At 59.2% G+C, this 26,223-nt stretch carries 26 protein-coding genes and 1 pseudogene; 19 read left to right on the top strand and 8 right to left on the bottom strand.

What is annotated here, in order from left to right; translation table 11 throughout:
* Nucleotides 1-305: 305 nt before the first annotated feature.
* Together ACEN8Z_RS25460 and ACEN8Z_RS25455 are read right to left on the bottom strand one after the other, a co-directional pair.
* Nucleotides 306-776, bottom strand: coding sequence for a MaoC family dehydratase (locus ACEN8Z_RS25460; RefSeq protein ID WP_007995982.1), 471 nt, complete (start codon nucleotides 774-776; stop codon nucleotides 306-308).
* Between the two features lie 41 nt (nucleotides 777-817).
* Entirely contained in the window at nucleotides 818-1,762 is a 945-nt protein-coding gene (locus tag ACEN8Z_RS25455; RefSeq protein ID WP_495596041.1) for an alpha/beta hydrolase, read from the bottom strand.
* 239 nt (nucleotides 1,763-2,001) lie between these two features.
* Here ACEN8Z_RS25455 and fadD2 point away from each other — a divergent pair, with 239 nt between their 5' ends.
* Complete coding sequence (gene fadD2, locus ACEN8Z_RS25450; protein WP_495596040.1) at nucleotides 2,002-3,690, top strand: long-chain-fatty-acid--CoA ligase FadD2; 1,689 nt, start codon at nucleotides 2,002-2,004, stop codon at nucleotides 3,688-3,690.
* 382 nt (nucleotides 3,691-4,072) lie between these two features.
* The gene (gene fadD1, locus ACEN8Z_RS25445; protein ID WP_495596039.1) at nucleotides 4,073-5,773 is read left to right on the top strand and encodes a long-chain-fatty-acid--CoA ligase FadD1; all 1,701 of its coding nucleotides are present in this window, start codon (nucleotides 4,073-4,075) and stop codon (nucleotides 5,771-5,773) included.
* 147 nt (nucleotides 5,774-5,920) lie between these two features.
* Here fadD1 and ACEN8Z_RS25440 read toward each other — a convergent pair whose 3' ends face one another.
* On the bottom strand, nucleotides 5,921-6,298 hold the full coding sequence (locus ACEN8Z_RS25440) for a hypothetical protein (protein ID WP_007996168.1): 378 nt from the start codon (nucleotides 6,296-6,298) through the stop codon (nucleotides 5,921-5,923).
* Between the two features lie 354 nt (nucleotides 6,299-6,652).
* Here ACEN8Z_RS25440 and ACEN8Z_RS25435 point away from each other — a divergent pair, with 354 nt between their 5' ends.
* Nucleotides 6,653-7,609 (top strand): YihY/virulence factor BrkB family protein, encoded by a 957-nt coding sequence (locus ACEN8Z_RS25435; protein WP_007996169.1) that lies wholly within the window; start codon nucleotides 6,653-6,655, stop codon nucleotides 7,607-7,609.
* A gap of 2 nt (nucleotides 7,610-7,611) precedes the next feature.
* Nucleotides 7,612-8,151 (top strand): peptide deformylase, encoded by a 540-nt coding sequence (def, locus tag ACEN8Z_RS25430; RefSeq protein ID WP_008019271.1) that lies wholly within the window; start codon nucleotides 7,612-7,614, stop codon nucleotides 8,149-8,151.
* Nucleotides 8,152-8,282: 131 nt separating this feature from the next.
* Here def and ACEN8Z_RS25425 read toward each other — a convergent pair whose 3' ends face one another.
* A complete protein-coding gene (locus tag ACEN8Z_RS25425) occupies nucleotides 8,283-8,699 on the bottom strand; it encodes a GNAT family N-acetyltransferase (RefSeq protein WP_495596038.1) in 417 nt (138 codons plus the stop codon).
* 328 nt (nucleotides 8,700-9,027) lie between these two features.
* Between ACEN8Z_RS25425 and ACEN8Z_RS25420 the strand changes: the two genes are divergently transcribed.
* The 6 genes and pseudogenes from ACEN8Z_RS25420 to ACEN8Z_RS25395 all read left to right on the top strand — a co-directional run bounded on the left by ACEN8Z_RS25420 (nucleotide 9,028) and on the right by ACEN8Z_RS25395 (nucleotide 14,592).
* Nucleotides 9,028-9,969 (top strand): fatty acid desaturase, encoded by a 942-nt coding sequence (locus ACEN8Z_RS25420; protein WP_495596037.1) that lies wholly within the window; start codon nucleotides 9,028-9,030, stop codon nucleotides 9,967-9,969.
* A gap of 143 nt (nucleotides 9,970-10,112) precedes the next feature.
* A complete protein-coding gene (locus ACEN8Z_RS25415; RefSeq protein ID WP_495596036.1) occupies nucleotides 10,113-10,904 on the top strand; it encodes a phosphate/phosphite/phosphonate ABC transporter substrate-binding protein in 792 nt (263 codons plus the stop codon).
* A 239-nt stretch (nucleotides 10,905-11,143) separates the two neighbouring features.
* Nucleotides 11,144-11,692, top strand: a complete 549-nt coding sequence (locus ACEN8Z_RS25410) for a sigma-70 family RNA polymerase sigma factor (RefSeq protein WP_495596035.1) — start codon at nucleotides 11,144-11,146, stop codon at nucleotides 11,690-11,692.
* Nucleotides 11,689-12,702: an ABC transporter substrate-binding protein gene (locus ACEN8Z_RS25405; RefSeq protein ID WP_495596034.1), complete on the top strand. Its 1,014-nt coding sequence runs from the start codon at nucleotides 11,689-11,691 to the stop codon at nucleotides 12,700-12,702. Before ACEN8Z_RS25410 ends, ACEN8Z_RS25405 begins: the two co-directional genes overlap by 4 nt.
* Nucleotides 12,703-13,182: 480 nt before the next feature.
* A pseudogene (locus ACEN8Z_RS25400) lies at nucleotides 13,183-14,043 on the top strand (PAS domain-containing protein); the annotation flags it as partial.
* Nucleotides 14,044-14,052: 9 nt separating this feature from the next.
* Nucleotides 14,053-14,592 (top strand): methyl-accepting chemotaxis protein, encoded by a 540-nt coding sequence (locus ACEN8Z_RS25395; RefSeq protein WP_495598195.1) that lies wholly within the window; start codon nucleotides 14,053-14,055, stop codon nucleotides 14,590-14,592.
* 237 nt (nucleotides 14,593-14,829) lie between these two features.
* Here the strand turns inward: ACEN8Z_RS25395 and ACEN8Z_RS25390 are convergent, their stop codons facing one another.
* Nucleotides 14,830-15,468 (bottom strand): glutathione S-transferase family protein, encoded by a 639-nt coding sequence (locus ACEN8Z_RS25390; RefSeq protein ID WP_007996180.1) that lies wholly within the window; start codon nucleotides 15,466-15,468, stop codon nucleotides 14,830-14,832.
* Between the two features lie 386 nt (nucleotides 15,469-15,854).
* Between ACEN8Z_RS25390 and ACEN8Z_RS25385 the strand changes: the two genes are divergently transcribed.
* Nucleotides 15,855-16,103 carry a DUF6124 family protein gene (locus tag ACEN8Z_RS25385; RefSeq protein WP_007974480.1) on the top strand — a complete coding sequence of 83 codons (249 nt, stop codon included), beginning with the start codon at nucleotides 15,855-15,857 and terminating at the stop codon, nucleotides 16,101-16,103.
* Nucleotides 16,104-16,295: 192 nt separating this feature from the next.
* Here the strand turns inward: ACEN8Z_RS25385 and gntR are convergent, their stop codons facing one another.
* The gene (gntR, locus tag ACEN8Z_RS25380) at nucleotides 16,296-17,327 is read right to left on the bottom strand and encodes an HTH-type transcriptional regulator GntR (RefSeq protein WP_495596033.1); all 1,032 of its coding nucleotides are present in this window, start codon (nucleotides 17,325-17,327) and stop codon (nucleotides 16,296-16,298) included.
* A gap of 216 nt (nucleotides 17,328-17,543) precedes the next feature.
* On the opposite strand from gntR, the gene ACEN8Z_RS25375 reads away from it, so the two are divergent.
* Both ACEN8Z_RS25375 and ACEN8Z_RS25370 read left to right on the top strand, forming a co-directional pair.
* Nucleotides 17,544-18,077: a gluconokinase gene (locus tag ACEN8Z_RS25375; protein WP_007985173.1), complete on the top strand. Its 534-nt coding sequence runs from the start codon at nucleotides 17,544-17,546 to the stop codon at nucleotides 18,075-18,077.
* A gap of 81 nt (nucleotides 18,078-18,158) precedes the next feature.
* Nucleotides 18,159-19,511, top strand: a complete 1,353-nt coding sequence (locus tag ACEN8Z_RS25370; RefSeq protein WP_111279930.1) for a GntP family permease — start codon at nucleotides 18,159-18,161, stop codon at nucleotides 19,509-19,511.
* A gap of 634 nt (nucleotides 19,512-20,145) precedes the next feature.
* On the opposite strand, the gene alaC is transcribed toward ACEN8Z_RS25370, so the two are convergent.
* Nucleotides 20,146-21,363 (bottom strand): alanine transaminase, encoded by a 1,218-nt coding sequence (gene alaC, locus ACEN8Z_RS25365; protein WP_495596032.1) that lies wholly within the window; start codon nucleotides 21,361-21,363, stop codon nucleotides 20,146-20,148.
* 137 nt (nucleotides 21,364-21,500) lie between these two features.
* Here alaC and ACEN8Z_RS25360 point away from each other — a divergent pair, with 137 nt between their 5' ends.
* From ACEN8Z_RS25360 to ACEN8Z_RS25350, 3 genes are all read left to right on the top strand, one after another.
* Nucleotides 21,501-22,163: a LysE family transporter gene (locus ACEN8Z_RS25360; RefSeq protein WP_108228687.1), complete on the top strand. Its 663-nt coding sequence runs from the start codon at nucleotides 21,501-21,503 to the stop codon at nucleotides 22,161-22,163.
* A 66-nt stretch (nucleotides 22,164-22,229) separates the two neighbouring features.
* Entirely contained in the window at nucleotides 22,230-22,715 is a 486-nt protein-coding gene (locus ACEN8Z_RS25355) for a GyrI-like domain-containing protein (protein ID WP_495596031.1), read from the top strand.
* A gap of 98 nt (nucleotides 22,716-22,813) precedes the next feature.
* Nucleotides 22,814-23,302: a GNAT family N-acetyltransferase gene (locus tag ACEN8Z_RS25350; protein WP_495596030.1), complete on the top strand. Its 489-nt coding sequence runs from the start codon at nucleotides 22,814-22,816 to the stop codon at nucleotides 23,300-23,302.
* A gap of 136 nt (nucleotides 23,303-23,438) precedes the next feature.
* Here the strand turns inward: ACEN8Z_RS25350 and ACEN8Z_RS25345 are convergent, their stop codons facing one another.
* A complete protein-coding gene (locus ACEN8Z_RS25345; protein WP_495596029.1) occupies nucleotides 23,439-23,924 on the bottom strand; it encodes a GNAT family N-acetyltransferase in 486 nt (161 codons plus the stop codon).
* Between the two features lie 141 nt (nucleotides 23,925-24,065).
* Here ACEN8Z_RS25345 and ACEN8Z_RS25340 point away from each other — a divergent pair, with 141 nt between their 5' ends.
* The 3 genes from ACEN8Z_RS25340 to ACEN8Z_RS25330 all read left to right on the top strand — a co-directional run bounded on the left by ACEN8Z_RS25340 (nucleotide 24,066) and on the right by ACEN8Z_RS25330 (nucleotide 26,139).
* Nucleotides 24,066-24,491 carry a YybH family protein gene (locus ACEN8Z_RS25340; protein WP_007985193.1) on the top strand — a complete coding sequence of 142 codons (426 nt, stop codon included), beginning with the start codon at nucleotides 24,066-24,068 and terminating at the stop codon, nucleotides 24,489-24,491.
* 66 nt (nucleotides 24,492-24,557) lie between these two features.
* The gene (locus tag ACEN8Z_RS25335) at nucleotides 24,558-24,902 is read left to right on the top strand and encodes a YciI family protein (protein WP_007985194.1); all 345 of its coding nucleotides are present in this window, start codon (nucleotides 24,558-24,560) and stop codon (nucleotides 24,900-24,902) included.
* Nucleotide 24,903: 1 nt separating this feature from the next.
* Nucleotides 24,904-26,139, top strand: a complete 1,236-nt coding sequence (locus ACEN8Z_RS25330; RefSeq protein WP_495596028.1) for an RNA polymerase sigma factor — start codon at nucleotides 24,904-24,906, stop codon at nucleotides 26,137-26,139.
* Nucleotides 26,140-26,223: the final 84 nt, after the last annotated feature.

Below are 26,223 nucleotides of genomic sequence, written 5' to 3'. Positions count from 1 at the left end.
TCTGCATGCGGGCCAAATGACCGACATGAATAATGCCAACTAGCCTAATGCCGATCAGTTAGGCGAACCCAGACGCTACACCTTCCTTGTAGCAGCTGGCGTAGCCTGCGTCCGGCTGCGCAGCAGTCGTAAATCCGGCTTGCACGATCTCTCTGACGTACCGCGAACTCTGATTTTACGACTGCTGCGCAGCCGGACGCAGGCTACGCCAGCTGCTACAGATTGCGTTGTGGCTTAACTGATCGGCATTAGCCAGCTAGCTGCGGGGACAGAGGCGAGGGGGCAAGCCCCCTTGCCACAGAGGGTTAGCCGATGCTGATCGCGGGCAGCGTGGTCAAGGTCACGCTTTGTTGCTTGCGTGGCGCAAGGATTTCCGCTTCGCCATCCACTACCAGTTCATCGCGCTGGTTGAACACGCGGGTGGCAATGCGCACGCGAAACTTCGGCAGTTTTTCCAGGATTTCCAGGCGCACGGTCAGGGTGTCGCCGATCTTCACTGGCTTTTGAAAGCTCATTTGCTGGCCGATGTAGATGGTCCCCGGTCCAGGCAATTCGCAGGCGACCGCCGCGCTGATCAACGCGCCGCTGAACATGCCGTGGGCGATGCGCTCCTTGAACATGGTGCTGGCGGCGTACTCGGCATCCAGGTGCACCGGGTTGTGATCGCCGGACATCGCGGCGAACAACTGGATGTCGCGCTCTTCGACCGTCTTGCTGAAACTGGCGGTCTGGCCGACTTCAAGGGCTTCGTAGGGGGTGTTGGTAACCTGGGTCATCTATCTCAATTCCTGTGACGAGTTAAAAAATTCACAAAAAACTATTCGGATCGGTGCGGCCGAGGGGCGCTCAAGGCTTGTGCGATCCAGTTCAGCACATCGGCGATGATTTCATCGCGGTTGCTCTCATTGAACAGTTCGTGCCGCGCCTGCGGGTAAACGGTCAGTTGCAGGTGCTGGCTACCGGCCGCCCGTAGCGCGCCGGCAAGATCCTTCAGACGTTTGCCTTCGCTCACCGGATCACATTCACCACCAATCACCAGCAGCGGCAGACCCGGATCGATCTGGGCGAGATTGGACGCTTTGCTGATTTGCTGCAAGCCACCGAGCAAATCGATCCACAGTTGATTGGTGCAACGAAAACCGCAGAGCGGGTCGTTAACGTACAGATCGACCTGCGCCGGATCACGGCTGAGCCAGTCGAACGGCGTGCGTGCCGGTTTGAATTTGTTGTTGAACGAGCCGAACGACAGCCATTCGATCAATGCGCTGCGTCCTTTTTGGCCCTGGCGCAGGCGTTCGATACGGGCGATTTGCCGTGCCGCGCGATAAAGCGCCACGGGCTGGAAGTTCGAGCCGCTGAGGATTGCCCCGTGCAGGCTGGCACTGTGGTGCAGCAGATAGGCCTGGGCGATGTAACTGCCCATGCTGTGGCCCAGCAGCACGATCGGTACGCCAGGGTACTGCTGGCCGATGTGCTGGTTGAGGCACGCCAGGTCGCTCACGACCTTGCACCAACCGTCGTCATCGGCGAAATGCCCGAGCGTCCCGTTTTCGGCAGTTTTGCCATGTCCACGCAGGTCCGGTGCACACACGCCATAACCCTGATCACAGAGTTTTTCCGCAAGGGGGCCATAGCGACCGCTGTGTTCGGCCATGCCGTGGGCCAGCAGAATCATTGCCTTGAGGCTGCCGTCAGGAAGCCACTGGTTGACGAAGAGACGGCTGTGGTCGCTCGTGGTCAGCCAGAAAGTGTCATGGATCATGGCGGTTCCTTTGCACTGAGTCGTTGCATTGTATAGCTCATCCCGTTGCACGCGTCTGATCAGCCCACAGCAAGGCAGGAAGATTCACACGATCAATGACGGCTTTCGGCATATTTGCCTGAATCGTCATAGCTGCTAGTGTCCGTGAAGCTCCGCTTTTCACTTTCTGCCTTTGAGGGATCAGAGAGAAATGACAGAAAAGTGGCCCCGGATAGATTCAGGTAAAGAGGACAAGAACAATGCAACCTGATTTCTGGAATGACAAACGCCCGGCCGGCGTCCCCCTGGATATCGACCTGGGGGCCTACAAGTCGGTGATCGAGGTGTTCGAGCGTTCCTGCAAGAAGTTTGCTGACCGCCCCGCGTTCAGCAACATGGGCATCACCCTGACCTACGCCGAGCTGGAACGCCACAGCGCCGCCTTCGCCGGTTACCTGCAAGCCCACACCGACCTGGTGCCGGGGGACCGCATCGCGGTGCAGATGCCCAACGTCCTGCATTACCCGATTGCCGTGTTCGGCGCCTTGCGCGCCGGGCTGATCGTGGTCAACACCAACCCGCTGTACACCGCGCGGGAGATGCGTCATCAATTCAAGGACTCCGGCGCCCGGGCGCTGGTGTACCTGAACATGTTCGGCCAGAAAGTCCAGGAAGTGCTGCCCGACACCGATATCCAGTACCTGATCGAAGCGAAGATGGGCGACCTGATGCCGGCCGCCAAGGGGTGGCTGGTCAACACTGTGGTGAGCAAGGTCAAGAAGATGGTCCCGGACTATTCCTTGCCCCAGGCTGTTTCCTTCAAGAGCGCGCTGCGCATGGGCCGGGGCCTGGGAATCAAACCGCTGAACGTCGGCCTCGACGACATCGCCGTGCTGCAATACACCGGCGGCACCACCGGCCTGGCCAAGGGCGCGATGCTGACCCACGGCAACCTGGTGGCGAACATGCAGCAAGCGCGGGCTTGTCTCAGTCAGCATGGACGTGACGGCCAGCCGTTGTTGCGCGAAGGGCAGGAGGTCATGATCGCGCCGCTGCCGCTGTACCACATCTATGCCTTCACCGCGAACTGCATGTGCATGATGGTGACGGGCAACCACAACGTACTGATCACCAATCCACGGGACATCGGTGGCTTCATCAAGGAACTGAAGAACTGGCGGTTCTCGGCGTTGCTGGGGCTCAACACGCTGTTCGTCGCGCTGATGGATCACCCGGACTTCAAGACCCTGGATTTCTCCAGCCTCAAGCTCACCAACTCAGGCGGCACTGCGCTGGTCAAGGCCACCGCCGAGCGTTGGGCGCAACTGACCGGATGCCGCATCACCGAAGGTTACGGCCTGACCGAAACGTCGCCGGTGGCCTGTACCAACCCGTACGGCGACCAGTCGCGGATCGGCACGGTCGGCCTGCCGGTGCCGGGCACCACGCTGAAAGTCATCAGCGATGACGGTGTCGAACAACCTTTGGGCGAACGCGGCGAGTTGTGCATCAAGGGCCCGCAGATCATGAAGGGCTACTGGCAGAAACCCGATGCCACTGCCGAGGTGCTGGATGCCGAGGGCTGGTTCAAGTCCGGTGACATTGCGGTGATCGACCCGGACGGTTTCGTGCGAATCGTTGACCGCAAGAAGGACATGATCATTGTCTCGGGCTTCAACGTGTACCCGAACGAGATCGAAGACGTGGTGATGGCCCACCCGAAAGTCGCCAACTGTGCGGTCATCGGTGTGCCCGACGAGCGGTCGGGGGAGGCCGTGAAGTTGTTCGTGGTGGCCCGTGAAGCGGGCGTCAGCCTTGAAGAGTTGAAGGCTTACTGCAAGGAGAACTTCACCGCGTACAAAGTACCGAAGCACATCGTGCTGCGTGAGTCGTTGCCAATGACGCCGGTGGGCAAGATCCTGCGGCGGGAGTTGCGTGATATCGCCTGATCGGTGAATGGCCGATCCCTGTAGGAGCGAGCTTGCTCGCGATGGACGTCAACGATAACGCGCCCTGTTTGAATGATCGCGTCGTCCGGACGTTTTTCGCGAGCAAGCTCGCTCCTACAGTTTTAGCGCGAAAGCCCCGATTTTCGGGGGCTTTCAGGGATGTATAGAATCTTTGCTCTAAAATGACCAATCGCTAGTCTTGAGTCACAAAAGTGACCGTAGAGGCCTCTTTTGGCTCTAGTCGACCCTTGGCAAAGCTGCTACTCTCGGCGCGCTTTGTGACTTCTCGGCCTTCTATCAGCCAGATTCACCAATGGCCAAACACCAATAATAATCGCATCAAATGCGGTGCTGAATTCGCGTTGCTGAGGAGTGGGCTTCCATGATCGAAGACTTTTGGAAGGATAAGTACCCAGCTGGAATTGCTGCCGACATCAATCCAGATGAGTATCCGAATATTCAGGCAGTGTTGAAGCAATCCTGCCAACGCTTCGCCAACAAGCCGGCATTCAGCAACCTGGGCAAGACACTCACCTACGGTGAACTGTACGAATTGTCCGGTGCGTTTGCCGCTTACCTGCAACAGCATACCGACTTGCAGCCCGGCGATCGAATCGCCGTGCAACTGCCCAACGTGTTGCAGTACCCGGTTGCCGTCTTCGGCGCCATCCGCGCCGGGTTGATCGTGGTCAACACCAACCCGCTGTACACCGCGCGGGAAATGGAACACCAGTTCAACGACTCCGGTGCCAAGGCCCTGGTCTGCCTGGCCAACATGGCGCACCTGGCGGAAATCGTGGTGCCGAAAACCGGCGTCAAGCACGTGATCGTCACCGAAGTCGCCGACCTGCTGCCGCCGCTCAAGCGCCTGCTGATCAACAGCGTTATCAAGTACGTGAAGAAGATGGTGCCGGCCTATCACTTGCCAAAAGCCGTCAAGTTCAATGAAGTGCTGAGCAAAGGCCTGGGCCAGCCAGTAGCGGAAGCCAATCCGGCCAGCAGCGATGTCGCAGTGCTGCAATACACCGGTGGCACCACCGGCGTGGCCAAGGGCGCGATGCTGACCCACCGCAACCTGGTGGCGAACATGCTGCAGTGCAAGGCGCTGATGGGTTCCAACCTCAATGAAGGTTGCGAAATCCTGATCACACCGCTGCCGCTGTACCACATCTATGCGTTCACTTTTCACTGCATGGCGATGATGCTGATCGGCAACCACAACATCCTGATCAGTAACCCGCGTGACCTGCCGGCGATGGTCAAGGAACTGTCGAAGTGGAAGTTCAGCGGCTTCGTCGGTTTGAACACACTGTTCGTGGCCCTGTGCAACAACGAAGGCTTCCGCAAGCTGGACTTCTCCGCGCTGAAAGTCACCTTGTCGGGCGGCATGGCCCTGCAACTGGCCGCGGCCGAACGCTGGAAGGCAGTCACCGGTTGCGCCATCTGCGAGGGCTACGGCATGACCGAAACCAGCCCTGTGGCCACGGTCAACCCGATCCAGAACATCCAGGTCGGCACCATCGGCATTCCGGTGCCGTCGACCCTGTGCAAAGTCATCAACGATGCCGGTGTCGAACAACCGATGGGCGAAATCGGCGAACTGTGCGTGAAGGGCCCGCAGGTCATGAAGGGTTACTGGCAGCGCCAGGAAGCCACCGATGAAATCCTCGACAGCGAAGGCTGGCTGAAGACCGGTGACATCGCGCTGATCCAGCCCGATGGCTACATGCGCATTGTCGATCGCAAGAAAGACATGATCCTGGTTTCCGGTTTCAACGTGTACCCGAACGAGCTCGAAGACGTGCTGGCCACCTTGCCGGGCGTGCTGCAATGCGCGGCCATCGGTGTACCGGACGAGAAGTCGGGCGAGGCGATCAAGATTTTCATCGTCGCCAAGCCGGGCGTGACCCTGACCAAGGAACAGGTGATGGAGCACATGCGCGCCAACGTCACCGGCTACAAGGTCCCGCGTTCCGTGGAGTTTCGCGATGCACTGCCGACCACCAACGTCGGCAAGATCCTGCGTCGTGAATTGCGCGATGAAGAGCTCAAGAAGATCAACGCGAAAAAAACCACCGCGTAATCAACAAAAAGCCCCGCTGATGCGGGGCTTTTTGCATCTGTAGGAGCGAGCTTGCTCGCGATGGTCGTTAACGATAACGCGTGTTTACTGGTTAAACGCAGCGCTCTTGAATCCATCGTCGGAACGCCGCCCGGAGCAAGCTCGCTCCTACAAGCGAAACGGCGCGAAGTTGACGTTGGTGCCCGCCGGGCGCATGTCTTGCAGGTACGAGTCCTTGTCGGCGCTCAGTTCCAGGCTCAGGGCGGCCTTGCGTTTGCCCTGGTTGCGCACCACCAGGCCTTCGAGCTTCTCGCGCAGGAACACGGTCGGCACTTTCAGGTGCAGCAGTTCGTCGGTGTCCGGCGTGTGCATCAGCAGGTGAATCCACTCGTACTGACCCACGGCCAGGCGCGCTACCGGGATGTCGAACCACCAGATGTTGCGGTTGCGGTTCAATTCGGTGAAGTGGCAGTTGTTGACGCCAAGCACAGCACCGCCGAGTTCCTGGTTTCTGCGGGCAATGGCCTGCTTTTTATCGAGTTTCATAACGTTCCTACGGGATTGGATCTTCAGCGCCATGGCCTGAATGTGTTGCGCATTCTCAGGGGTTGCCGGGCAAACATAAAGCGCAACCTGCACTGAACGATGAAATGTCGTGGTGAAAATAAATCAAACGCCCTGCAAAAGCCCCCGGTCAACCTTGTGTAACGATTTTCCTCCATTGAAATGTCTTTAATGAAAAGAAGAAGCGGACATCTTCAGATAGCCGTTTTTGTGTCAGCCTGAACTTGCACTCTGAATTTGTTTCAAAGTCGCCAACTGGGCTACCTTGATGAAGAAAACGGCCCCTGAGTCGCCACGACTTCAACCCAAATGCGTATGCGGCGAATGGAGACGCTAATGATTTTTCCGGACATGAGAGGCTTGCCCCTGCACCGTGTGATGATGCGCACGGTCACCGAGTTCATCGCCGACGAAATGTCGACCTATGCCTCGGCGCTGGCCTATCAAATGCTGTTTTCGCTGTTTCCGTTCATTCTGTTTCTGATCGCCCTGATCGGCTTCCTGCACCTGCCGGATTTCTTCTCCTGGCTGCGCCTGCAATCGGAACTCGTATTGCCGCCCCAGGCACTTGAGCAGGTCAACCCGGTGATCGACCAGTTGCAGCAATCCAAGGGCGGCTTGCTGTCGGTGGGTATCGTGATTGCGCTGTATACCGCCTCCGCCGGTGTGCGGCTGATGATGAGCGCGATGAACGCTGCCTACGACGTGGTTGAAGGGCGCCCGCTGTGGAAACGCTTTCCGTTGTCGATCATCTACACCGTCGGCATTGCCGGCATGCTGCTGATCGCCGCTGCGCTGATGGTGCTCGGGCCGCAGGTGATGGAGTGGATCGCCGCGCAAGTCGGCCTTGAGTACTTTATCGTCACGCTCTGGACCATCGCGCGCTGGCCGGTGATCGTGGTTCTGCTGATGGTCGCGGTGGCGTTGATCTACTACGTCATGCCCGATGTCAAACAGGAGTTTCGCTTCATCACCCCAGGCTCGGTGCTGGCGGTGGTGGTGTGGATCATCGCCTCCCTGGGCTTCGGCTTGTACGTCAAGGAGTTCGCCAACTACAACGCCATGTATGGCAGTATCGGTGCGATCATTGTGCTATTGCTGTACTTCTACATTTCCGCCGCGGTGCTGCTGTTGGGCGCGGAGATGAACGCGGTGATCGAGCACATGTCGCGTGAGGGCAAGGACCCTGGCGAAAAAGTGGCTGGCGAGCATGGTCCCGTCCATGAGGAAAAACACCACGTGTCGGGACTGGGCCGCGATCACTCACACAAACCGACCATTGATGAAACCTGATCATGATTCGTGAAATTCTGAAAATGGGCGATGAACGCCTGCTGCGCGTTGCCCCGCCAGTGCCGGCCGAGATGTTCGACAGCCCCGAACTGTGGCAACTGATCGATGACATGTTCCAGACCATGGAAAGTGTGGGTGGCGTTGGCCTGGCTGCTCCGCAGATCGGTGTCGACCTGCAACTGGTGATCTTCGGTTTCGAGCACAGCGAGCGTTATCCGGATGCCGAGGCCGTGCCGCAGACAATCCTGATCAACCCGTTGATCACACCGCTGAGCCCGACCCTGGAAGAGGGTTTCGAAGGTTGTTTGTCCGTGCCCGGCCTGCGCGGTGCGGTGCAGCGTTACCAGCGCATTCGCTACGAAGGCGTCGACCCCAAGGGCGAGCCCATCGTGCGGATTGCTTCGGGCTTCCACGCACGGGTGGTGCAGCATGAGTGCGATCACCTGATCGGCCGCTTGTACCCGTCGCGCATTACCGACTTCAGCAAGTTTGGCTTCACCGAAGTGATGTTCCCGGACCTGGATCCCAACGCGGACGATTAAATCGCCGCAAAACCTTGTGGGAGCGGGCTTGCTCGCGAAAGCGGTTTAACAGTCAAAACTGATGGTGACTGACACACCGCCTTCGCGAGCAAGCCCGCTCCCACATTAGTTCTCCACCAGGTTTTAGTGTGTCATTGGTCTGGCTCCAACCCCATCGCAATCATCGGCTTGCTGCGCGCATACCGGCTCAACCGTTCAACCATCGCGTAAGGCATCGGCGGATCGAAAGTGAACCCGCGTCGCTCATAAAACCCGCGCAAGTCCGGATGACAGAACAACCACACCGGCAGTTGGCAATCCTTCACCGCGGCCGCAATCAACCCGGCGGCAATCCCTTGTTCGCGACACCCCGGATCGACAAACAACCCGGTCAGCCAATGCCCGCCGGACACCGGGCGCAAACACAGCGCGGCAACAATCTGGTCGCGCCGGGCCACCCACAGCTGTGCCTCGCGCACGGCTTTCATCGACGATTGGTGAGCGCGATAGAACTTGTTCATCAACGGCCATAACGGCTCTTCGAGCAGGGTGAATCGGGTATCGGGCATGGTCTCGGACTGTCGGTGTGCAAGTGGGCGATTATAAAAGAACACGCGCGCCGGGATAGGTGTATACCTGATCTCACATCCCCATGAGTGGAGTACGCATCATGTCCAAAGGTATGGATTCAAAGAAAGCGGCGAAAAAGAAACCGGTGAAAACCGCCATTGAAAAGCGCGCGGACAAGAAGGCCAAGAAGGTCGGCGTGTTCGGTCACTGATCCCGCGTTGATTGATCGCTCCCATGCAACATGGGAGCGATCTTCCTGAAAATAATCTGCAGGATTTCCCAAGGCCATTGCACAGAAGGGGACTGGTCCCCGATCTGAGCAACGCCATGCCCCATTACTTTGATAGCGCCCACCAACAAGAAATCGAAACCCTGCGCCGACGCTTCACCGCGCGCACCGAATGGCCGACCTGGTTGCTGCTGATCGGTGTGTATGGCGGCTGGTTTGGCATCGTGTTGGCCAGCCATCGGTTGGGTTTGTGGTGGAGCACGTTGTTGCTGATTCCAGTGCTGGTGCTGTGGCTGTCCGTGCAACACGAACTGCTGCACGGTCATCCCACGCGCTGGCCAACCCTGAACAAAATCCTTGGCTACGCGCCGTTCGCGGTCTGGTATCCGTACACCTTGTATCGCGATAGCCATTTGCTGCATCACCGCGACGAGGATCTGACAATTCCCGGTCGCGATCCGGAAAGCCGTTACCTGAGCGCCGAGCAGTGGCAGGGCAGTTCACTGCTGGTGCGCAGCTTGCACTGGCTGAACAAAACCGTGCTCGGGCGCTTTGTCCTGGGTGCACCGCTGGCCTTGGTGGCGTTGGCCCGGGAAGAACTGCAGCGCCTGAGAACAGGCGAACGCCAGGCCTGGTTGATGTGGCTGAGCCACGGCTTGATGACCGGGTTGATGCTGTTGTTCATCGCGAAGGTCAGTGTGTTGCCGGTTTGGCATTACCTGTTTTTGATCAGTGTGCCGGCGCTGTCGATTGCCATGATTCGCTCCTACTATGAACATCGGCCTCACGCGGCGCCGGAGCAACGCACCGTGCTCAATGAAGCGGCGTGGCCGTGGCGCTGGTTGTTCCTGAACCTCAATTTTCATCTGGTGCATCACGAGTTGCCGGGGCTGCCCTGGTACGACTTGCCCCGCGCCTATCGGGCCCGCCGCGAGCAATGGCTGGCGCGCAGTGGTGGATTCCTGGTGCAGGGTTATGGGCAGTTGTGGCGACAACACAGTGTGAGAGCCATCGATAGCCCGAGGCATCCGTTTCACTGATTTTTCTGCCAGACGCCTTCCCCCTGTGGGAGCGGGCTTGCTCGCGAAGGCGTCGTCCCTGCCAACATCAATGTTGAATGACACACCGCATTCGCGAGCAAGCCCGCTCCCACATTGGATTTTCGCTGCTCTGGAACACTTCGATGACCCAACACATAGCCGAACTGCTGATGTACGTCGCTCCTGAGCCGATCCACCAGGCCAACGAACGCTGGCTGGCGCGAATCCTCGAGCACCTGGGCGACTCCCGTCGTGATGCTGCTGGCCTGTCATTGCCGGACCTGTGGTTGTCGCCGCACTTGTTGCTCACACAAACCTGCGGTTATCCGCTGATGACGGCATTGCGCGGCAAGGTCCGTGTGCTGGGCCGTCCTCGTTATGAACTGCCGGACAGCAGCGGCGGCAATCATTGCAGCCTGCTGTTGGGCCGCGTCGATGATCGACGACAGACCTTGGCGGATTTTCGCGGTAGCCGAGGGGTGATCAATAGCCATGACTCCAACAGCGGCATGAACCTGCTGCGCCACCGGTTGGCGCCGTTGCAACGTGACGGGCAGTTTTTTGCTCAGGTTGGCATCAGTGGTAGTCATCGCGAAAGCCTGCGCTGGTTGCGCGAAGACCTGGCTGATCTGGCGGCCATCGACAGCGTGACCTTTGCCTATCTGGCGCGTCATGCCGAGGAGGAAGTGGCCGGTTTGCGCGTGATTGCTCGCAGTGCATTGAGTCCGACGTTGCCCTACATCACGGCAGCCACCGTCAGCGATCAACAGGCTGAAGGGCTATTGCAGGCGATGAATCAGGCGTTGTGCGAATTGCCGGATGTCGCCGAAATCCTCGGGTTGCCAGAGGTGCTGCCGGCTAGCGAAAGCGACTATCAGGTTGTGCTCGATTATCAGCGTGAGGCCGAGATGCTGGGGTATGGAGATTTGCGATAGAGCGCAAATGTCGGGTCGACAGGTCCATTTTTCGCGGGCAAGCCACGCTCCCACAGGTACACCGAAACCCTGTGGGAGCGGGCTTGCCCGCGATGACGGACTGTCAGGCGCAAGTGATCTTTAATTCTTAATAGGAATATAAAAATAAGTTTTAAGTATTATTAAAGAATAAGGCTCCTTGCTAGGATTCGCCTCACCGGACCACCGGACATTCAGCGACCCCTAACCCAGGAGCCCCTATGTCCGGCGCCGATATTCTTCATCGCAAACACGTGGACGGACTGTTCCGTGCTCACTACCACTGGCTCTGCACACGCCTGCGTCAGTCTCTGAACGATGCCGCCGGTGTCGAAGACATTGCCTGCGAAACCTTCGTGCAATTGCTCGAAGCCCCTGGCCTGACGGCCATCCGTGAACCCCGTGCCTTGCTCACCACCATCGCCCGGCGCCTGCTCTATCAGCGTTGGCGCCGAGGTGATCTGGAGCGCCGGTATCTTCAGCAACTGCAACAGGCCGAGCCGATCCACGCCGAATCGCCGGAAAAACTGGCTCAGTTGTCCCAGACCCTGAGCCGTGTGGATCACAGTCTTCAGCGGCTGCCAGGCAAAGTTCGCTCGACCTTCCTGCTGTCGCGGATCGACGGCCTGACCTATCCGCAAATTGCCGCTGCGCTGGGCATCTCGCTGCGTTCGGTCAGTGACTACATGACCCGTTCCCAGGCCCTGTGCGACCGGCACAGCGCCAATCAATCCCTGAACCGTCCACTCCAGAACAAGAGGTCCGCATGAGATCGATCAAAACCCTGCTCGGCAGTTCGCTGCTGGCCCTGAGCCTGTTGTCCCACCCGGCATCGGCCACGGAAAAAACGGCACCTATCCACTTTGGCGACATCACCTGGGAAAGCGGCAGCCTCATCACCGAAATCCTGCGCCTGATCGTTGAAAAAGGTTACGGCTACCCGACCGACACGCTGCCGGGCAGCACTGTCAGCCTTGAAGCGGCGCTGGCCAAAAACGATATCCAGGTCATCGGTGAAGAGTGGGCCGGGCGCAGTCCGGCGTGGGTCAAGGCCGCCGCCGAGGGCAAGGTGTTCGGCCTCGGCGATACGGTCAAAGGCGCCACCGAAGGTTGGTGGGTGCCGGAGTACGTGATCAAGGGCGATGCCGAACGCGGCATCAAGCCCTTGGCCCCGGAGTTGAAATCCGTCGCTGATCTGGCGAAGTACAAGGACGTGTTCCGCGACCCCGAAGACCCGAGCCGCGGACGCTTCCTCAACAGCCCGACCGGCTGGACCTCGGAAATCGTCAACAGCCAGAAACTCAAGGCCTATGACCTGACCGCCAGCTACGTCAACTTCCGCACGGGGTCCGGTGCCGCACTGGATGCCGAGGTGGCATCGTCGATCCGCCGAGGCAAACCGGTGCTGTTCTACTACTGGTCGCCGACACCGCTGCTGGGGCGCTTCAAACTGGTGAAACTCGACGAACCGCCGTTCGACGCCGCAGCCTGGAAAACCCTGGCCGATGCCAACAACCCGAACCCCAAAGGCACGCGCTCGATGCCAGCCAGCCTGGCTATCGGCGTATCGGCACCGTTCAAGGTGCAGTACCCGGATCTGGTGACGTTCTTTGAAAAGGTCGACCTGCCGATTGATCTGCTGAACCAGACCTTGGGCCAGATGAGTGAAAAGCGGCAGAAACCCCGAGAAGTCGCCGAAGCGTTTTTGCGTGAACAGCCGCAGGTGTGGAAGGGCTGGGTGCCGGGGGAGGTGGCCTCCAGGGTGAGTGCCAGCTTGTAGTTTTGTGGTGCCTGGAAGGTAGCCATCGCGAGCAAGCTCGCTCCCACATTGGATCTGTTGCGGCCACACATCCCGTGGTCAGCAGAGATCCCCTGTGGGAGCGAGCTTGCTCGCGATGCGATTTGAAGTCTTACGCCAATTCGGCAGCCAACGCCGCTTTCACCGCCGGCCGCTGAATCGATTTTGTCCTCGGTGATGGCATACTAGTGGCCTTGCAAACCCAAGGTGGCTGTCTATGATCAGCTGTAACTAACTATGTCGACCGTGATGGGGCAGTCGAAGTCTTGGCGAAAGAGTGCGCAATCGAAGGCACCGACACTTAATGACAGGGAGCCGTGCGCTAAATGGACTTTGATTTGAATCTGTTAGGGCTGGCCCGCATGCGGGCTATCAAGAGAAGGATGTCTTGATGAGAGTGCCAATTTAGGACCCTCCGATTGATCATCATTTATCACCTGACGAGTCCTTCTTTTTGGAGGGATGTGTGCGCCTGTTCCATGGAACGTAGTGGTGGATGTGAAAGACCTGCAACTTTCATCAATCAAAAACCGCACAGAAGGTGATGCAACAATGTTCAACCTACATCACAAGGCTGACCTGCTGGAAATCGAACGATTCAGTTGTGCGCTGACCGAGGCCAACTCTAAGCTGGCAGCGATCAGTGGTTCGATGGCGATGATTGAATTCACCCCGGACGGCATCGTCATCGATGCCAACGAAAATTTTTGCAATGCCATGGGCTACAGCGCCGACGAAGTGCGTGGCAAGCATCACCGGATCTTTTGCGAAGAGCAGTATTACCGCAGCGATGACTACACCAAACTGTGGCGCGACCTGGCGCGGGGCGAGTCGCTGAGCGGAACATTTTTGCGCTTGCACAAAAGCGGCCGGGAGATCTGGCTCGAAGCCAGCTACATGCCGGTGCTGGGTCCCGACCGGCAAGTGAAAAGCGTGATCAAGGTCGCTACCGACATCACCGCCCGGGTCAACAAGGAACACGAAAACGAAAGCCGACTCGCCGCGATAGGCCGCTCCATGGCGGTGATCGAGTTCACTCCCGATGGCAAGGTCATCAGCGCCAACGACAACTTCCTGAAAACCATGCATTACTCGCTCAACGAGGTGCTCGGCCAGCATCACAGCCTGTTCTGCCACCGGGCCGAAGCCGAGTCCCAGGGCTACAGGAATTTCTGGGCCTCGCTCAATCGTGGCGAATACCACTCTCACCGTTTCGAGCGCAGGAACAAGCAAGGTCAGACCATATTCCTGGAAGCGTCCTACAACCCGCTGTTCGACGCCAAGGGGCGTTTGTACAAAGTGGTCAAGTTTGCCAGCGATATCACTCACCAGATGACCACCCTGCAAACCGCCGCTGAATCGGCCCACAGCACCTCGGTGCAAAACGACGACTGTGCGCGCAAAGGTTCCGAGGTGGTGCAGCAGACCGTGCAGATCATCCAGGACATTTCCCGGGACCTGAATGAAGCGGCACTGAGCATCGATGCCGTGAGCAAACAGTCCGACATCATCGGCACCATCGTGCAGACCATTCGCGGCATTGCCGATCAGACCAACCTGCTGGCGCTCAACGCGGCGATTGAAGCGGCACGGGCCGGTGAGCATGGGCGCGGGTTTGCGGTGGTGGCCGATGAAGTGCGCAGCCTCGCGGCGCGCACCAGTCAGGCGACGCTGGAGATTGTCGAGGTGGTGCGCAAGAACCACGATTTGTCACTCAGCGCGGTATCGAGCATGCAATCGAGTTTGAGTCGAACCGGCCTCGGCGTGGAACTGGCGAACGAGGCGGGGGAGGTGATCCTGGAAATCCAGCAGGGTTCGCGGCATGTGGTGGATGCGATCAGTCAGTTCAACTCGACGTTGCAACTGAACTAGTCGTGGCAAATGAAAAAAGAGGGTAACGCCAGCCAGTCAAGCGCTAATGCGATCTGTAGCAGCTGCCGAGCCCGCGAGGCTGCGTTCGGCTGCGAAGCAGTCGTGAGTCCTGCTAACGCGGCCTGCCTGACGTACCGCAATGACTGATTTTACGACTGCTTCGCAGCCGAACGCAGCCTCGCGGGCTCGGCAGCTGCTACAAAGGGTGTCGCGGCTGAAATTGCTTAACTGACTGGTTCAAGGCAAGCCGTTGCAGCAATGCTTCAGGAAACCGGGGTGTTGCGCCAGGCGTTTGAAATACTCATCGACGGCGGGGTAGTCCGGACGCTCGATCGGGGTCATCAGCCAGCGGTTGACCGACAGGCCGATGACGATGTCGGCCAGGGTAAACCGCGGTCCGGCGACATAGGCCTTGGTGGTCGCAAGTTGATGTTCGAGGATGCCCATCTTCTGGTTCCAGCCGCGGATGCCGACTTCAAGGCTATGCGGGTCCTGGAATTCCGGGTCCTTGCGCACCAGTGCCATGAACGGGTATCTCCAGGACGGATTGAGTTCGGTGGCTTGCCAATCCATCCACTGCTCCACCCGAGCGCGGGCGGCCGGTTCAGTAGGCAGCAGCTCGGTATGATGGTGATGGTGTTTGCCGACCAGGTAGCGGCAGATGGTATTGGACTCCCATAACACCCCGGCTTCATCGATGATCACCGGCACCTGCGCGTTGGGATTGAACCGGAGGAACTCCGGGCTGTGGGTCGAGGCAAAGCCGCTGCCCCAGTCCTCGCGCTCGTAGGTTATGCCCAGTTCCTCGCAGGTCCACAGGACTTTTCTGACGTTGATGGACGAAGCTTTGCCGAGAATCTTCAGTGCATGTTCCATGGTCTGCTCCAGCGAGAATGACGTACAGGCAATTGTAGGTGGTGGCATATAGGAAGGCGCTGTAGGAGAGCGGCTTCAGATGAGTTTCGCAGATTACGGTTTCTTGCACCCTTGCCTACAACTACGCCAGAATCCGCCGACTTGTGCGCCTGGTATCCGGACTCTATCGTTCCGTGTCGCTGCAAATTCAGCGATCGGGTTTCGCAGCCCGGGTATCTCTAGACGCATAGCGTCCACCATTCGTGATCAGTTCACATTATGGCGGCTGTGCGTGGGAGACCTTCGGGTCTACCGGGTTCTAGAGTCCCGGTCTGCGACCCGCGTACAGCTGCCACCCTTCGTATCGCAGCGAGACTTGGCAGCTCCATCACTCTAGGAGCATCACCATGTTCAAACCCACGCCCAACCCCCCACGCAATCCCAGCCCGATGTTCTCCATCTCACCCGGCATCAATAACGAAACGCTGTTGGCTCACGCCTGCGAGTCGCTGGCCTCGGCGAGTGTGATGACCAATGACTTTGCTACGTTTCTGGAAGGCAGCCAGCGCAACACGGCATTGGCGATCGCACAGATCATCATGCTGGCCGAGCTGGCGGTGAATCGGGTGCTGGATAACCTCGATCCGCAGGATTAATCGCCGAACCTGTAAAGAAACGCGGTCTGTAGCAGCTGGCGAAGCCTGCGTTCGGCTGCGAAGCAGTCGTAAAATCAGCCGACGCGGTCATTCAGGAAGATCGAGTGCCCGGGTTTTACGACTGCTTCGCAGCCGAACGCAGGCTTCGCCAGCTGCTACACAACAGTGTGTTCAGCGAGCCTGCTCGCTACATCAGGTACTCTCGCGCACCTTCAACTCAAACCCCATGTCCTGCACCGGTATGGCCACGGTATTGCCGGCCATCAGCGTCAGCATCTGTTCCGCGGCGCGACGGCCAATGGCTTCGCGCGGGGTGTTGATGCTGCTCAGGCGCGGGACCATGTGTTCTGACATGGGCAAGTCGTTGAAGCCGAGAATCGCCACTTGCTCGGGGATCTTGATTCCGTGTCGCATCGCTTCGAGCAGCGCGCCCTGGGCCAGGTCGTCGTTGCCGAAGAAGATCGCATCGACATCCGGGTGGCTGGCGATCATCTGCAAGAACAATTCGCCGCCCAGGCCAACCGAGGAAGAGCGGGGCGTCAGCACTTCCAGCGCCGGGTCATACAAACCGGCTTTTTGCAGGGCTTTGCGGAAGCCTTCGCCGCGCAGCAACGTACGCTGATCCAGCTGTGCGCCGATGTAGGCCAGGCGTTTGCGACCGCGAGACAGCAAGTGTTCGGCTGCCGTTTCGCCGGCGGCCAGTTGCGAGAAACCCACGCAATTGAGCCCGGCCGCACTGTCCAGCTCCATCATGTACACGCAAGGAATGTTGCTGGCTTCGATCATCCGCCGCGAACTTTCGGTGCGGTCGAAACCGGTCAGCAACAAACCGCGCGGCTGATACGCCATGTAATTGCGCAGCAGGTTTTCTTCTTCATCGCGCGAATAGTGGTAGTTGCCGATCAGCACTTCGAAGCCCTTGGGCCGCAGGACCTGATGAATGGCTTCCAGGGTATCGATGAACAGCAAATTGGATAATGAAGGCACCAGCACCACGACTGACTGGCTCTGGGCCGAGGCCAGGGCACGGGCGGCGGGGTTGACCACATAGTTGAGTTCCAGCGCCGCTTTCTGGACTTTTTCCACCAGTTCAGTGGCCACCGTGCTGACGCCACGCAGGGCGCGGGACGCGGTAATCGGACTGACGCCGGCCAGGCGGGCCACTTCGTTCAGGGTAGGGCGGCCAGTGGTGCGGGTATTTTTATCGTTCTTGGTTGGGTTCATCGACGGCTTGCCAAACAAAATTCAAGGCACTAAGGTAGCGCTGTCTCGATGCAGCTGCAAATGCGTGAGCGGGGGTTCGCCTGATCCTCGCTTTTTGGCATTGGGAAACGAACCTGCTGCAACCCTTAAAATGACAAGAAAGGCGTCGGCAACTTCTGCTTTTGGTCTAGTGTCATAACTGGCAAAGGTAGCGCTGTCTGCGCGCTGAGGTGTTACATGAATCATCCCATCACCGCCCTGGTCATCATGGGCGTTGCCGGTTGCGGCAAAACGTGCGTCAGCGAGGCCCTGTGCCAACTGAGCGGCGCCACGGCCATTGAAGGCGACTCTTTCCACCCTGCCGCCAATATCGAAAAGATGAGCGCGGGGATCCCCCTGAACGACGAAGACCGCGCCGGCTGGCTCGACAGCCTGTGCGATGAACTGCGCCGTGTCGACGCCAAGGGCCAGCGCCCGGTGCTGACCTGTTCGGCTCTCAAACACATCTACCGCGAACGCTTGCGCAGTGCCTTGCCGGGCCTGGGCTTCGTGTTCCTTGAGCTGACCCCCGAAGTGGCTGCCGACCGTGTGTCCCATCGGCCAGGCCACTTCATGCCGTCGACCCTGATCGCCAGCCAGTTCGCCACCCTCGAATCGCCCGTGGGCGAGCCGTTGACCCTGGCGCTGGATGCTTCGACCCATAGCGTCGAGCAACTGGCTGCGCAGGCTCATGTCTGGTGGCAGGCGCACGGCCTGAAGCAGGCGGTATGACTGTGTTTACAAAGACAGCGCTGTCCTCGCGGCTTCTGACTAACCCGCTTCAATAACAACAACAACCAGGAGACACCCCCAATGTTTGGCATGTCCCACGAGACGTTCCTGCTGCTCGATGCAGTGGTCACGGTGATCGGGCTTATCGTCCTGATCACCAAGTTCAAGTTCCACCCGTTCATTGCCCTGACCATTGCCGCCGCTTTCCTCGGGCTGACCTCCGGCATGCCGATCGGCACCATCATCAAGGCGTTCCAGGACGGCTTCGGTGGCGTACTCGGTTTTGTCGGCATCATCCTCGCGCTGGGCACGATGCTCGGCAAAATGATGGCCGAATCGGGCGGTGCGGATCAGATTGCGCAAACGTTGATCCGCGCCTTCGGCAAGGACAAGGTGCAGTGGGCGATGATGTTCGCCGCATTCCTGGTCGGCATCCCGTTGTTCTTCGAAATCGGCTTCGTGTTGCTGATTCCGCTGGTGTTCATCGTGGCCCGCCGCACCGGCGTGTCGATCATCAAGATCGGTATCCCGTTGCTGGCCGGTCTGTCCGCGGTACACGGCCTGGTGCCGCCGCACCCGGGGCCGTTGCTGGCCATCGGCGTGTTCGGTGCCGACATCGGCAAGACCATTCTGTACGGTCTGATCGTGGCGCTGCCGACCGCTATCATTGCCGGTCCGATCTTCGGTACGTTCATTGCCAAGCACATCCCCGGTCATCCGAATCAGGAACTGGTGGATCAACTGGCGCGCGAGTCGGATTCCGCCGATCTGCCGAGTTTTGGCATCACCCTGGTCACCGTGCTGTCGCCGGTGTTCCTGATGTTGCTCAAGACCTTTGCCGACGTAGTGCTGCCGGACGGCAACTTCTTCCGCACCTTCATGGACCTGATCGGTCACCCGATCTCGGCGCTGCTGCTGGCGTTGCTGCTGTCGCTGTACACCTTCGGCCACAAGCAGGGCATCGGTTCCCAACAGATCCTGAAATGGCTGGATGCGAGCCTGGCGCCGACCGCCGCGATCATCCTGATCATCGGTGCCGGTGGTGGCTTCAAGCAGATGCTGGTGACCAGCGGTGTGGGTGACGTGATCGGCCACATGGCAGTGGCCGCGCAGATCTCGCCGATCCTGCTGGCCTGGCTGGTGGCGGCGGTGATCCGTATCGCCACCGGTTCGGCGACCGTGGCGACCATTACCGGCGCCGGCATCGTGGTGCCGGTGGTGGGGATGATCCCGGGCGTGAACCGTGAGCTGCTGGTGCTGGCCACCGGTGCCGGTTCGTTGATCCTGTCCCACGTCAACGACGCCGGTTTCTGGCTGGTGAAGCAGTACTTCAACATGACCGTGGCCGAAACGTTCAAGACCTGGACCGCGATGGAAACCATCCTGTCGGTGGTAGGCCTGGGCTTTATTCTGTTGTTGTCGCTGTTCGTCTAAGCGATTCAGCAGGCACAAAAAAACCGCAGCGATGCGGTTTTTTTGTGGGTGATCGATTTAAAGACTGAACACAATTCAAATGTGGGAGCGGGCTTGCTCGCGAAGGGGGAGTGTCAGTCAACCAAGATGTTGTTTGATATACCGCATTCGCGAGCAAGCCCGCTCCCACAAAGTTATGTGTTGTCAGTTAGGCCTGGGCTTTATTCTGTTGTTGTCGCTGTTCGTTTAAGCGATTCGGCAGGCACAAAAAACCGCAGCGATGCGGTTTTTTTGTGGGTGATGATTTTAAGACTGAACATAGAACAAGTGTGGGAGCGGGCTTGCTCGCGAAAGCGTCGTGTCAGTCAACCAAATGTTTTTTGAAATACCGCATTCGCGAGCAAGCCCGCTCCCACAATGTTATGTGTTGTCAGTTAGGCCTGGGCTTTATTCTGTTGTTGTCGCTGTTCGTCTAAGCGATTCAGCAGGCACAAAAAAACCGCAGCGATGCGGTTTTTTTGTGGGTGATCGATTTAAAGGCTGAACACAGTTCACTGTGGGAGCGAGCTTGCTCGCGATGAGGGTATCAAATCCAACAACAATGTTTTCTGATCCACCGCCATCGCGAGCAAGCTCGCTCCCACAGGATTTTGTGTCAGGCGTTGGTTTTTGGTGCCAACCCATCCGCCCGAAACATCCCGCGAATCCCGCGGACGGCCTGGCGAATCCGGTCCTGGTTTTCGATCAGTGCAAAGCGCACATGATCATCGCCGTACTCGCCAAACCCGACACCCGGCGAGACACACACCTTGGCTTCGGCCAGCAGTTTCTTGGCGAACTCCAGCGACCCTAGATGTGCATAGGCCTCGGGAATCTTCGCCCAGACGTACATCGAGGCTTTCGGGTTTTCCACCATCCAGCCCAGTTCGTGTAAACCCTTGACCAGCACGTTGCGGCGCTGCCGATACTGCTCGGCGATGTCGCGCACGCATTGCTGATCGCCTTCCAGCGCCGCAATCGCCGCCACTTGCAGCGGGGTGAAGGTGCCGTAGTCGTGGTAGCTCTTGATCCGTGCCAGGGCGTTGACCAGTTCCGGGTTGCCGACCATGAAGCCGATGCGCCAGCCCGCCATGTTGTAGCTCTTGGACAGGGTGAAGAACTCCACCGCAATGTCCTTGGCCCCCGGCACCTGCATGATCGACGGGGCTTTCCAGCCGTCGTAGACGATGTCGGCGTAGGCCAGGTCGTGCACCACCAGCACGTCGTACTGCTTGGCGAGGGCGATGACGCGCTCGAAGAAATCCAGCTCCACGCACTGGGCGGTGGGGTTGGACGGGAAGCCGAGAATCATCATCTTCGGTTTCGGGATCGAGCCGCGAATGGCCCGTTCCAGTTCAGCGAAGAAGTCCACGCCAGGAATCAGCGGCACCGACCGCACCTGGGCGCCGGCAATCACGGCACCGTAGATGTGGATCGGGTAGCTCGGGTTCGGTACCAGTACGGTATCGCCCTGATCCAGGGTGGCCAGCATCAAATGCGCCAGGCCTTCCTTGGAACCGATGGTGACAATGGCTTCGCTTTCAGGGTCGATGTCGACCTCGTAGCGGTCCTTGTACCAGTTGGAAATCGCCCGGCGCAGGCGCGGAATACCCTTGGAGGTGGAGTAGCCGTGGGTGTCTTCGCGCTGGGCCACTGTGACGAGTTTGTCGACAATGTGCGGCGGCGTGGCGCCGTCGGGGTTGCCCATGCTCAAGTCGATGATGTCTTCGCCACGACGACGGGCGGCCATCTTCAGCTCGGCAGTGATGTTGAAAACGTAAGGGGGGAGTCGATCTATGCGCGCAAAGCGGCGCGGCGAACCTTGTTCGGCCATTGTTGCCTCGGATAACGTAAGCGCCCGGAACCGTCCGAGCGACGCAGGTCAGCGGTGACCTGTGGCGGAATGTACGGGCAGCTGTGGCAGACTGTCCAGCCTCAAAGTAAACAAATTTTTCCGAAGGATAGGGTTCGATGGAATTTACCAGCGGCTTCTTGCTGAGCCTCTCGCTGTGCCTGGATATCGGCGTGGCCAACATCGCGATGATCACCCTGGCCATGCAGCGCGGCTATTTCCAGGGCTTTGCCCTGGGCCTCGGGACCTGCGTCGGCGACCTGATCTACGCGGTGCTGGCGCTGGCCGGCATGACCGTGTTGCTGCAATACGAAAGCGTGCGTTGGGTGTTGTGGATCGGTGGTTCGGCGCTGCTGGTGTACTTCGCGGCGAAGATGATCTATTCGGCGATTCACCACGAGGCGGTGCTGGCGCAATCGGCCGAGGTGGGGCACAACTCCCATCGCAAAGAGTTCTTTCGCGGGATTTTCCTGGCCATGTCGTCGCCCAGTGCGATTCTCTGGTTCGCTGCGGTGGGCGGTACGCTGATCGCTCGTTCCGGTGGCGGTGGTGCCCTCAGTTCGGCGCTGTTTCTCGGCGGTTTTCTCTGCGCGGGGATTCTCTGGTGTGTCGGGCTGTGCTTTGCCGCGAGCCACGGCGGCAAGTTGCTCGGCGACAAATTGCTGCGTTACTCCTACATGGCATCGGCGGCGATCTTCTGCTATTTCGCGGTCTACGTGATTCTATCTGGCTATAACGAGTTCGTCGGTGCCGCTGCCGTCGAGCAATTGCACGCGCTGTAATTGGGCGAATCGGGTTTGGCTTCTATACTCCCAGCCGAACCCATTTTATGTGTCAGGAGTCGAGTCATGGATGAGTTAGCACGCGTCGAACTGACGCAACCGCGCTTCGAACACGGGCACTTCCTGCTGATTGCAGGGCTGGGCGGTCGATTCACCCAGCAAACCACCCAAGGCATTCCCGAACTCTGGGAAAAATTCATCCCGCATCTGGGCCTTATCCCGGGGCAAAAAGGCGAAGTGACCTACGGCGTCTGCTGCAATTTCGACGGCAAGGGCGGCTTCGATTACATCGCTGGCGTCGAGATCAGCAAACTCGACGACTTGCCGGAAACCTATCGCTGGGTTGAAGTGCAGCCGCAGCTATACGCGGTGTTCGAACACAAGGGGTCGTTGGACACCTTGCCACAGACCTTTCGCTACATCTTTGACACCTGGCTGCCACAGTCCGGGCACCAGGTGCTGGACGCCCCGGAATTCGAACGCTACAGCGAAGACTTCAACCCCAAGCTCAACACCGGCAAGCTGGAAATCTGGCTGCCGATCAAGGCGTGACACGTGCATCGAGAGGCGGATCAGCCGATTCGTCTCTCGATGTCCCACGGCGGCTGATTTATCATCCCCAGCCTTTCCCACGCTGATCCCGAGCTGCCATGAACACCGTCATCCGCAACGTCACCCCCGCCGATCTGGACCGCTGCTTTGCCATCGAAACCGTTGCCTATGAAGGTGACGAAGCCGCCACCCGCGAGAAGATCGCCACCCGCATCGCCACCTGGCCCGAGGGTTTTATCGTGACGGAAGTGGACGGCGTGGTCGCCGGTTTCATCAATTCCGGTGCGGCGTTTCAGGTGGAAATGTCCGACGAGGCGTTCAAGGAACTGATCGGCCACGACCCGGCCGGGCCGCACGTGGTGATCATGTCGGTGGTGGTGCACCCGGATTATCAGGGGCAAGGCCTGGCCAAGCGCTTGATGGGCGAGTTCATCGAGCGCATGCGCGCGATGGGCAAGGTCAGCATCAACCTGATGTGCAAGGAGCGGCATATTCCGTTGTATGCCGGTTTTGGCTTTGCCTACGTCAAGCCTTCGGCGTCCGACCATGGCGGCATGGCTTGGCATGAGATGGTGCTCGAACTCTGACCCGACATAGATTCTCTGTGGGAGCGAGCTTGCTCGCGATGGCGGCGTAACATTCAACAGAGATGTCGACGGATCATCCGCTATCGCGAGCAAGCTCGCTCCCACAGTGGTTTTGTGGTGTTGGTGGGGGCCGTGTTCAAAACACCAACCCCATCCGCCGCTCATAGCCGATCCGCCCCTTGTACGCCTCGCCGCTGTCGACAAAGCCAAACCTTTCGTACAGGGCGATGGCAGCCTCGTTGTCGGCATCCACCGACAACTCCAGCCCCCTGATTTCCGGCCAGGCCAGGCGCGCCGCTTCGGGCAGCGCTTGCAGGCAGGCTTTGCCGAAGCCATTGCCTTGGGCACGTTGGTCGACTTGCAGGGCATGCAGCGTAGCGCTGTGTTCATCGGCCCAGGCCGGCAACACCGGCGGGCGCTTGAGCAGCAGGAACGCGACGGGCACATCCTCGGCCAGCAGGGCGAAGCCCTTGACGCCGGGGCCGGGCCGGGACAACAGGGTGTGCAGGGCGCCGTGGATATCACCGGAAAACCTGATTTGCTCCGGATGCACTTCGATGGCCTCGACCTGTTGGCGCTGCAGCGTGTTCAGGCTTTCATAGGGCACGAGTCGGGCTGTCACTGGAGTGTCCTTTTTCCTACATAAATGAGTCTCGGATTCTAGCGAGTCTGGTCGTTTGGATTATTTTTATTTCTTCTGTCGATTCGCCGGATCGCCAGACGACTAAGGGTGTCTTCACTATAAAAACCACGGAGAACCACCATGAACTCGCAAACCCAGATCCACAACCTCATCGAGAACTATCGTCAGGCGGTCATGGCCAAGGACATTGAAAAAGTCATGGCCCTGTATGCCGATGACATCGTCTCCTTCGACGCGGTCAAGGCCCTGCAATTCAAAGGCAAGCCGGCGTATCGCGCGCATTGGCAGGCCTGCATGGAAATGTGCCCCGGCCCGCACATCTTCGAATTCCACGAAATCACCATCGAGCCGTCCCAGGAAATTGCGTTCGCTCACTGGCTGGCCCATTGCGGTGGCACCAACGACAAGGGCGAAACCCAGGCCTGCTGGATGCGTGTCTCGCAGTGCTATCGACAGGAAGCCGGGCTGTGGCAGATTGTCCACGAACATTGGTCGGCGCCGTTCGACATGACCAGCGGCGCGACGCTGTTCGATCTCAAGCCCTGATCGTCGGGAAGCCGAGCCGGAATGCCAATCAGCGACCATAGTTGATCGTTCGATAAGGAGAGCGTGATGAAGTACTTATGCCTGGTCTACAGCGATGAGCGCCTGCTGCATTCGCTGCCGGAAAGCCCGAAGGACGAAGAGTGCATGGCCTATGCCGAGTCGATCCAGGGCAGTGGCCGGATGGTCGCCGCCGAGGCGCTGGAGTCGGTGCAGACCGCCACCACCGTGCGCATGCGCAACGGCAAGATGTCGATCACCGACGGGCCATTCGCTGAAACCAAGGAGCAGTTGGCCGGCTTTTACCTGATCGATGCCAGGGACCTCAACGAAGCCATCCAGGTCGCCGGGAACATTCCGGCGGCCCGGGTTGGCAGTGTCGAAGTGCGCCCCGTTCGGCAGTTGAATCCTTAAGATGCCGGGGCTGCCGGTTCAGGCGCAGGTCGAGCGGGTCTATCGCGAAGAGTCGCGGCGGATTCTTGCGACCCTGATTCGTTTGTTGGGGGATTTCGACCTCGCCGAAGAAGCCTTGCACGAGGCGTTTTTCATCGCGGTCGAACGTTGGCAGCGTGACGGCGTGCCGGACAATCCGCGGGCCTGGCTGGTGTCCACCGGGCGCTTCAAGGCCATCGATGCCTTGCGTCGGCGTGCGCGTTTTGCCGCGTCGCAGCCCTTGCTGATCGCGCAACTGGAAGAGCTGGAGCAGGCAGACTGGAGTGATGAAGACGTGGAAGACGATCGCCTGCGGCTGATCTTCACTTGTTGCCACCCGGCCCTGGCGGCGGACGCGCAAGTGCCGCTGACGCTGCGGGAAGTCTGCGACCTGACCACGGAAGAAATCGCCCGTGCCTTTCTCTCGGCCCCGGCCACCATCGCCCAGCGCATCGTGCGCGCCAAAGCGAAGATCCGCGACGCGAAAATCCCTTATCAAGTGCCGACGCTGGCTGAGTTGCCCGAGCGCCTGGACAGTGTATTGCGGGTGATTTATCTGGTGTTCAACGAGGGTTACTCGGCGTCCGTCGGGGTCGAACTGATCCGCGAGGAATTGACCCGCGAAGCGATCCGTCTCGGTCGGTTACTGGTGGAACTGTTGCCGGAGCCTGAGGTGATGGGGTTGCTGGCATTGATGCTGCTGCACGAGTCGCGACGCCCGGCCAGGACCTCGGCGAGCGGCGAGCTGATTGTCCTGGACGAGCAGGACCGTTCGCTGTGGGACGCCGGGTTGATCAGCGAAGGCTGCACGCTGATCGAACGGGCGCTGACCATGGGACGTTTCGGACCCTATTGCCTGCAAGCGGCGATCGCGGCGGTGCACGCCGAAGCCTCGACGGCGGGGGAAACCGATTGGCCGCAGATTGTCGGCCTGTATGACGTCCTGCTGCGGGTGGTGCCGTCACCGGTGATCGAGTTGAATCGTGCGGCGGCGATTTCGCAACGGGATGGACCGCTGGCGGGGCTGACGTTGGTCGACGCCATTCTGGGGCGGGGTGAACTGCTGGATTACCACCTGGCGCATTCGGCGCGGGCGGAGTTTTGTCGGCAACTGGGCCGCAAGCAAGAAGCGCGAGACGCGTGGGAACGGGCGCTGGAGTTGACCCGGCAAGAGCCTGAGCGGCGGTTTATCGAAGAGAGGCTCAAGGCGTTGGAATGATGTTGAATGTTATGGCCTCATCGCGGGCAAGCCCGCTCCCACAGGGATTTGTGAACAACACAGCCCCCTGTGGGAGCGAGCTTG

It is taken from the genome of Pseudomonas sp. Pseusp10 (assembly GCF_059492225.1).
The sequence above is the reverse complement of the archived record's forward strand: the minus strand, read 5'-3'. Positions and strand labels throughout refer to the sequence as shown.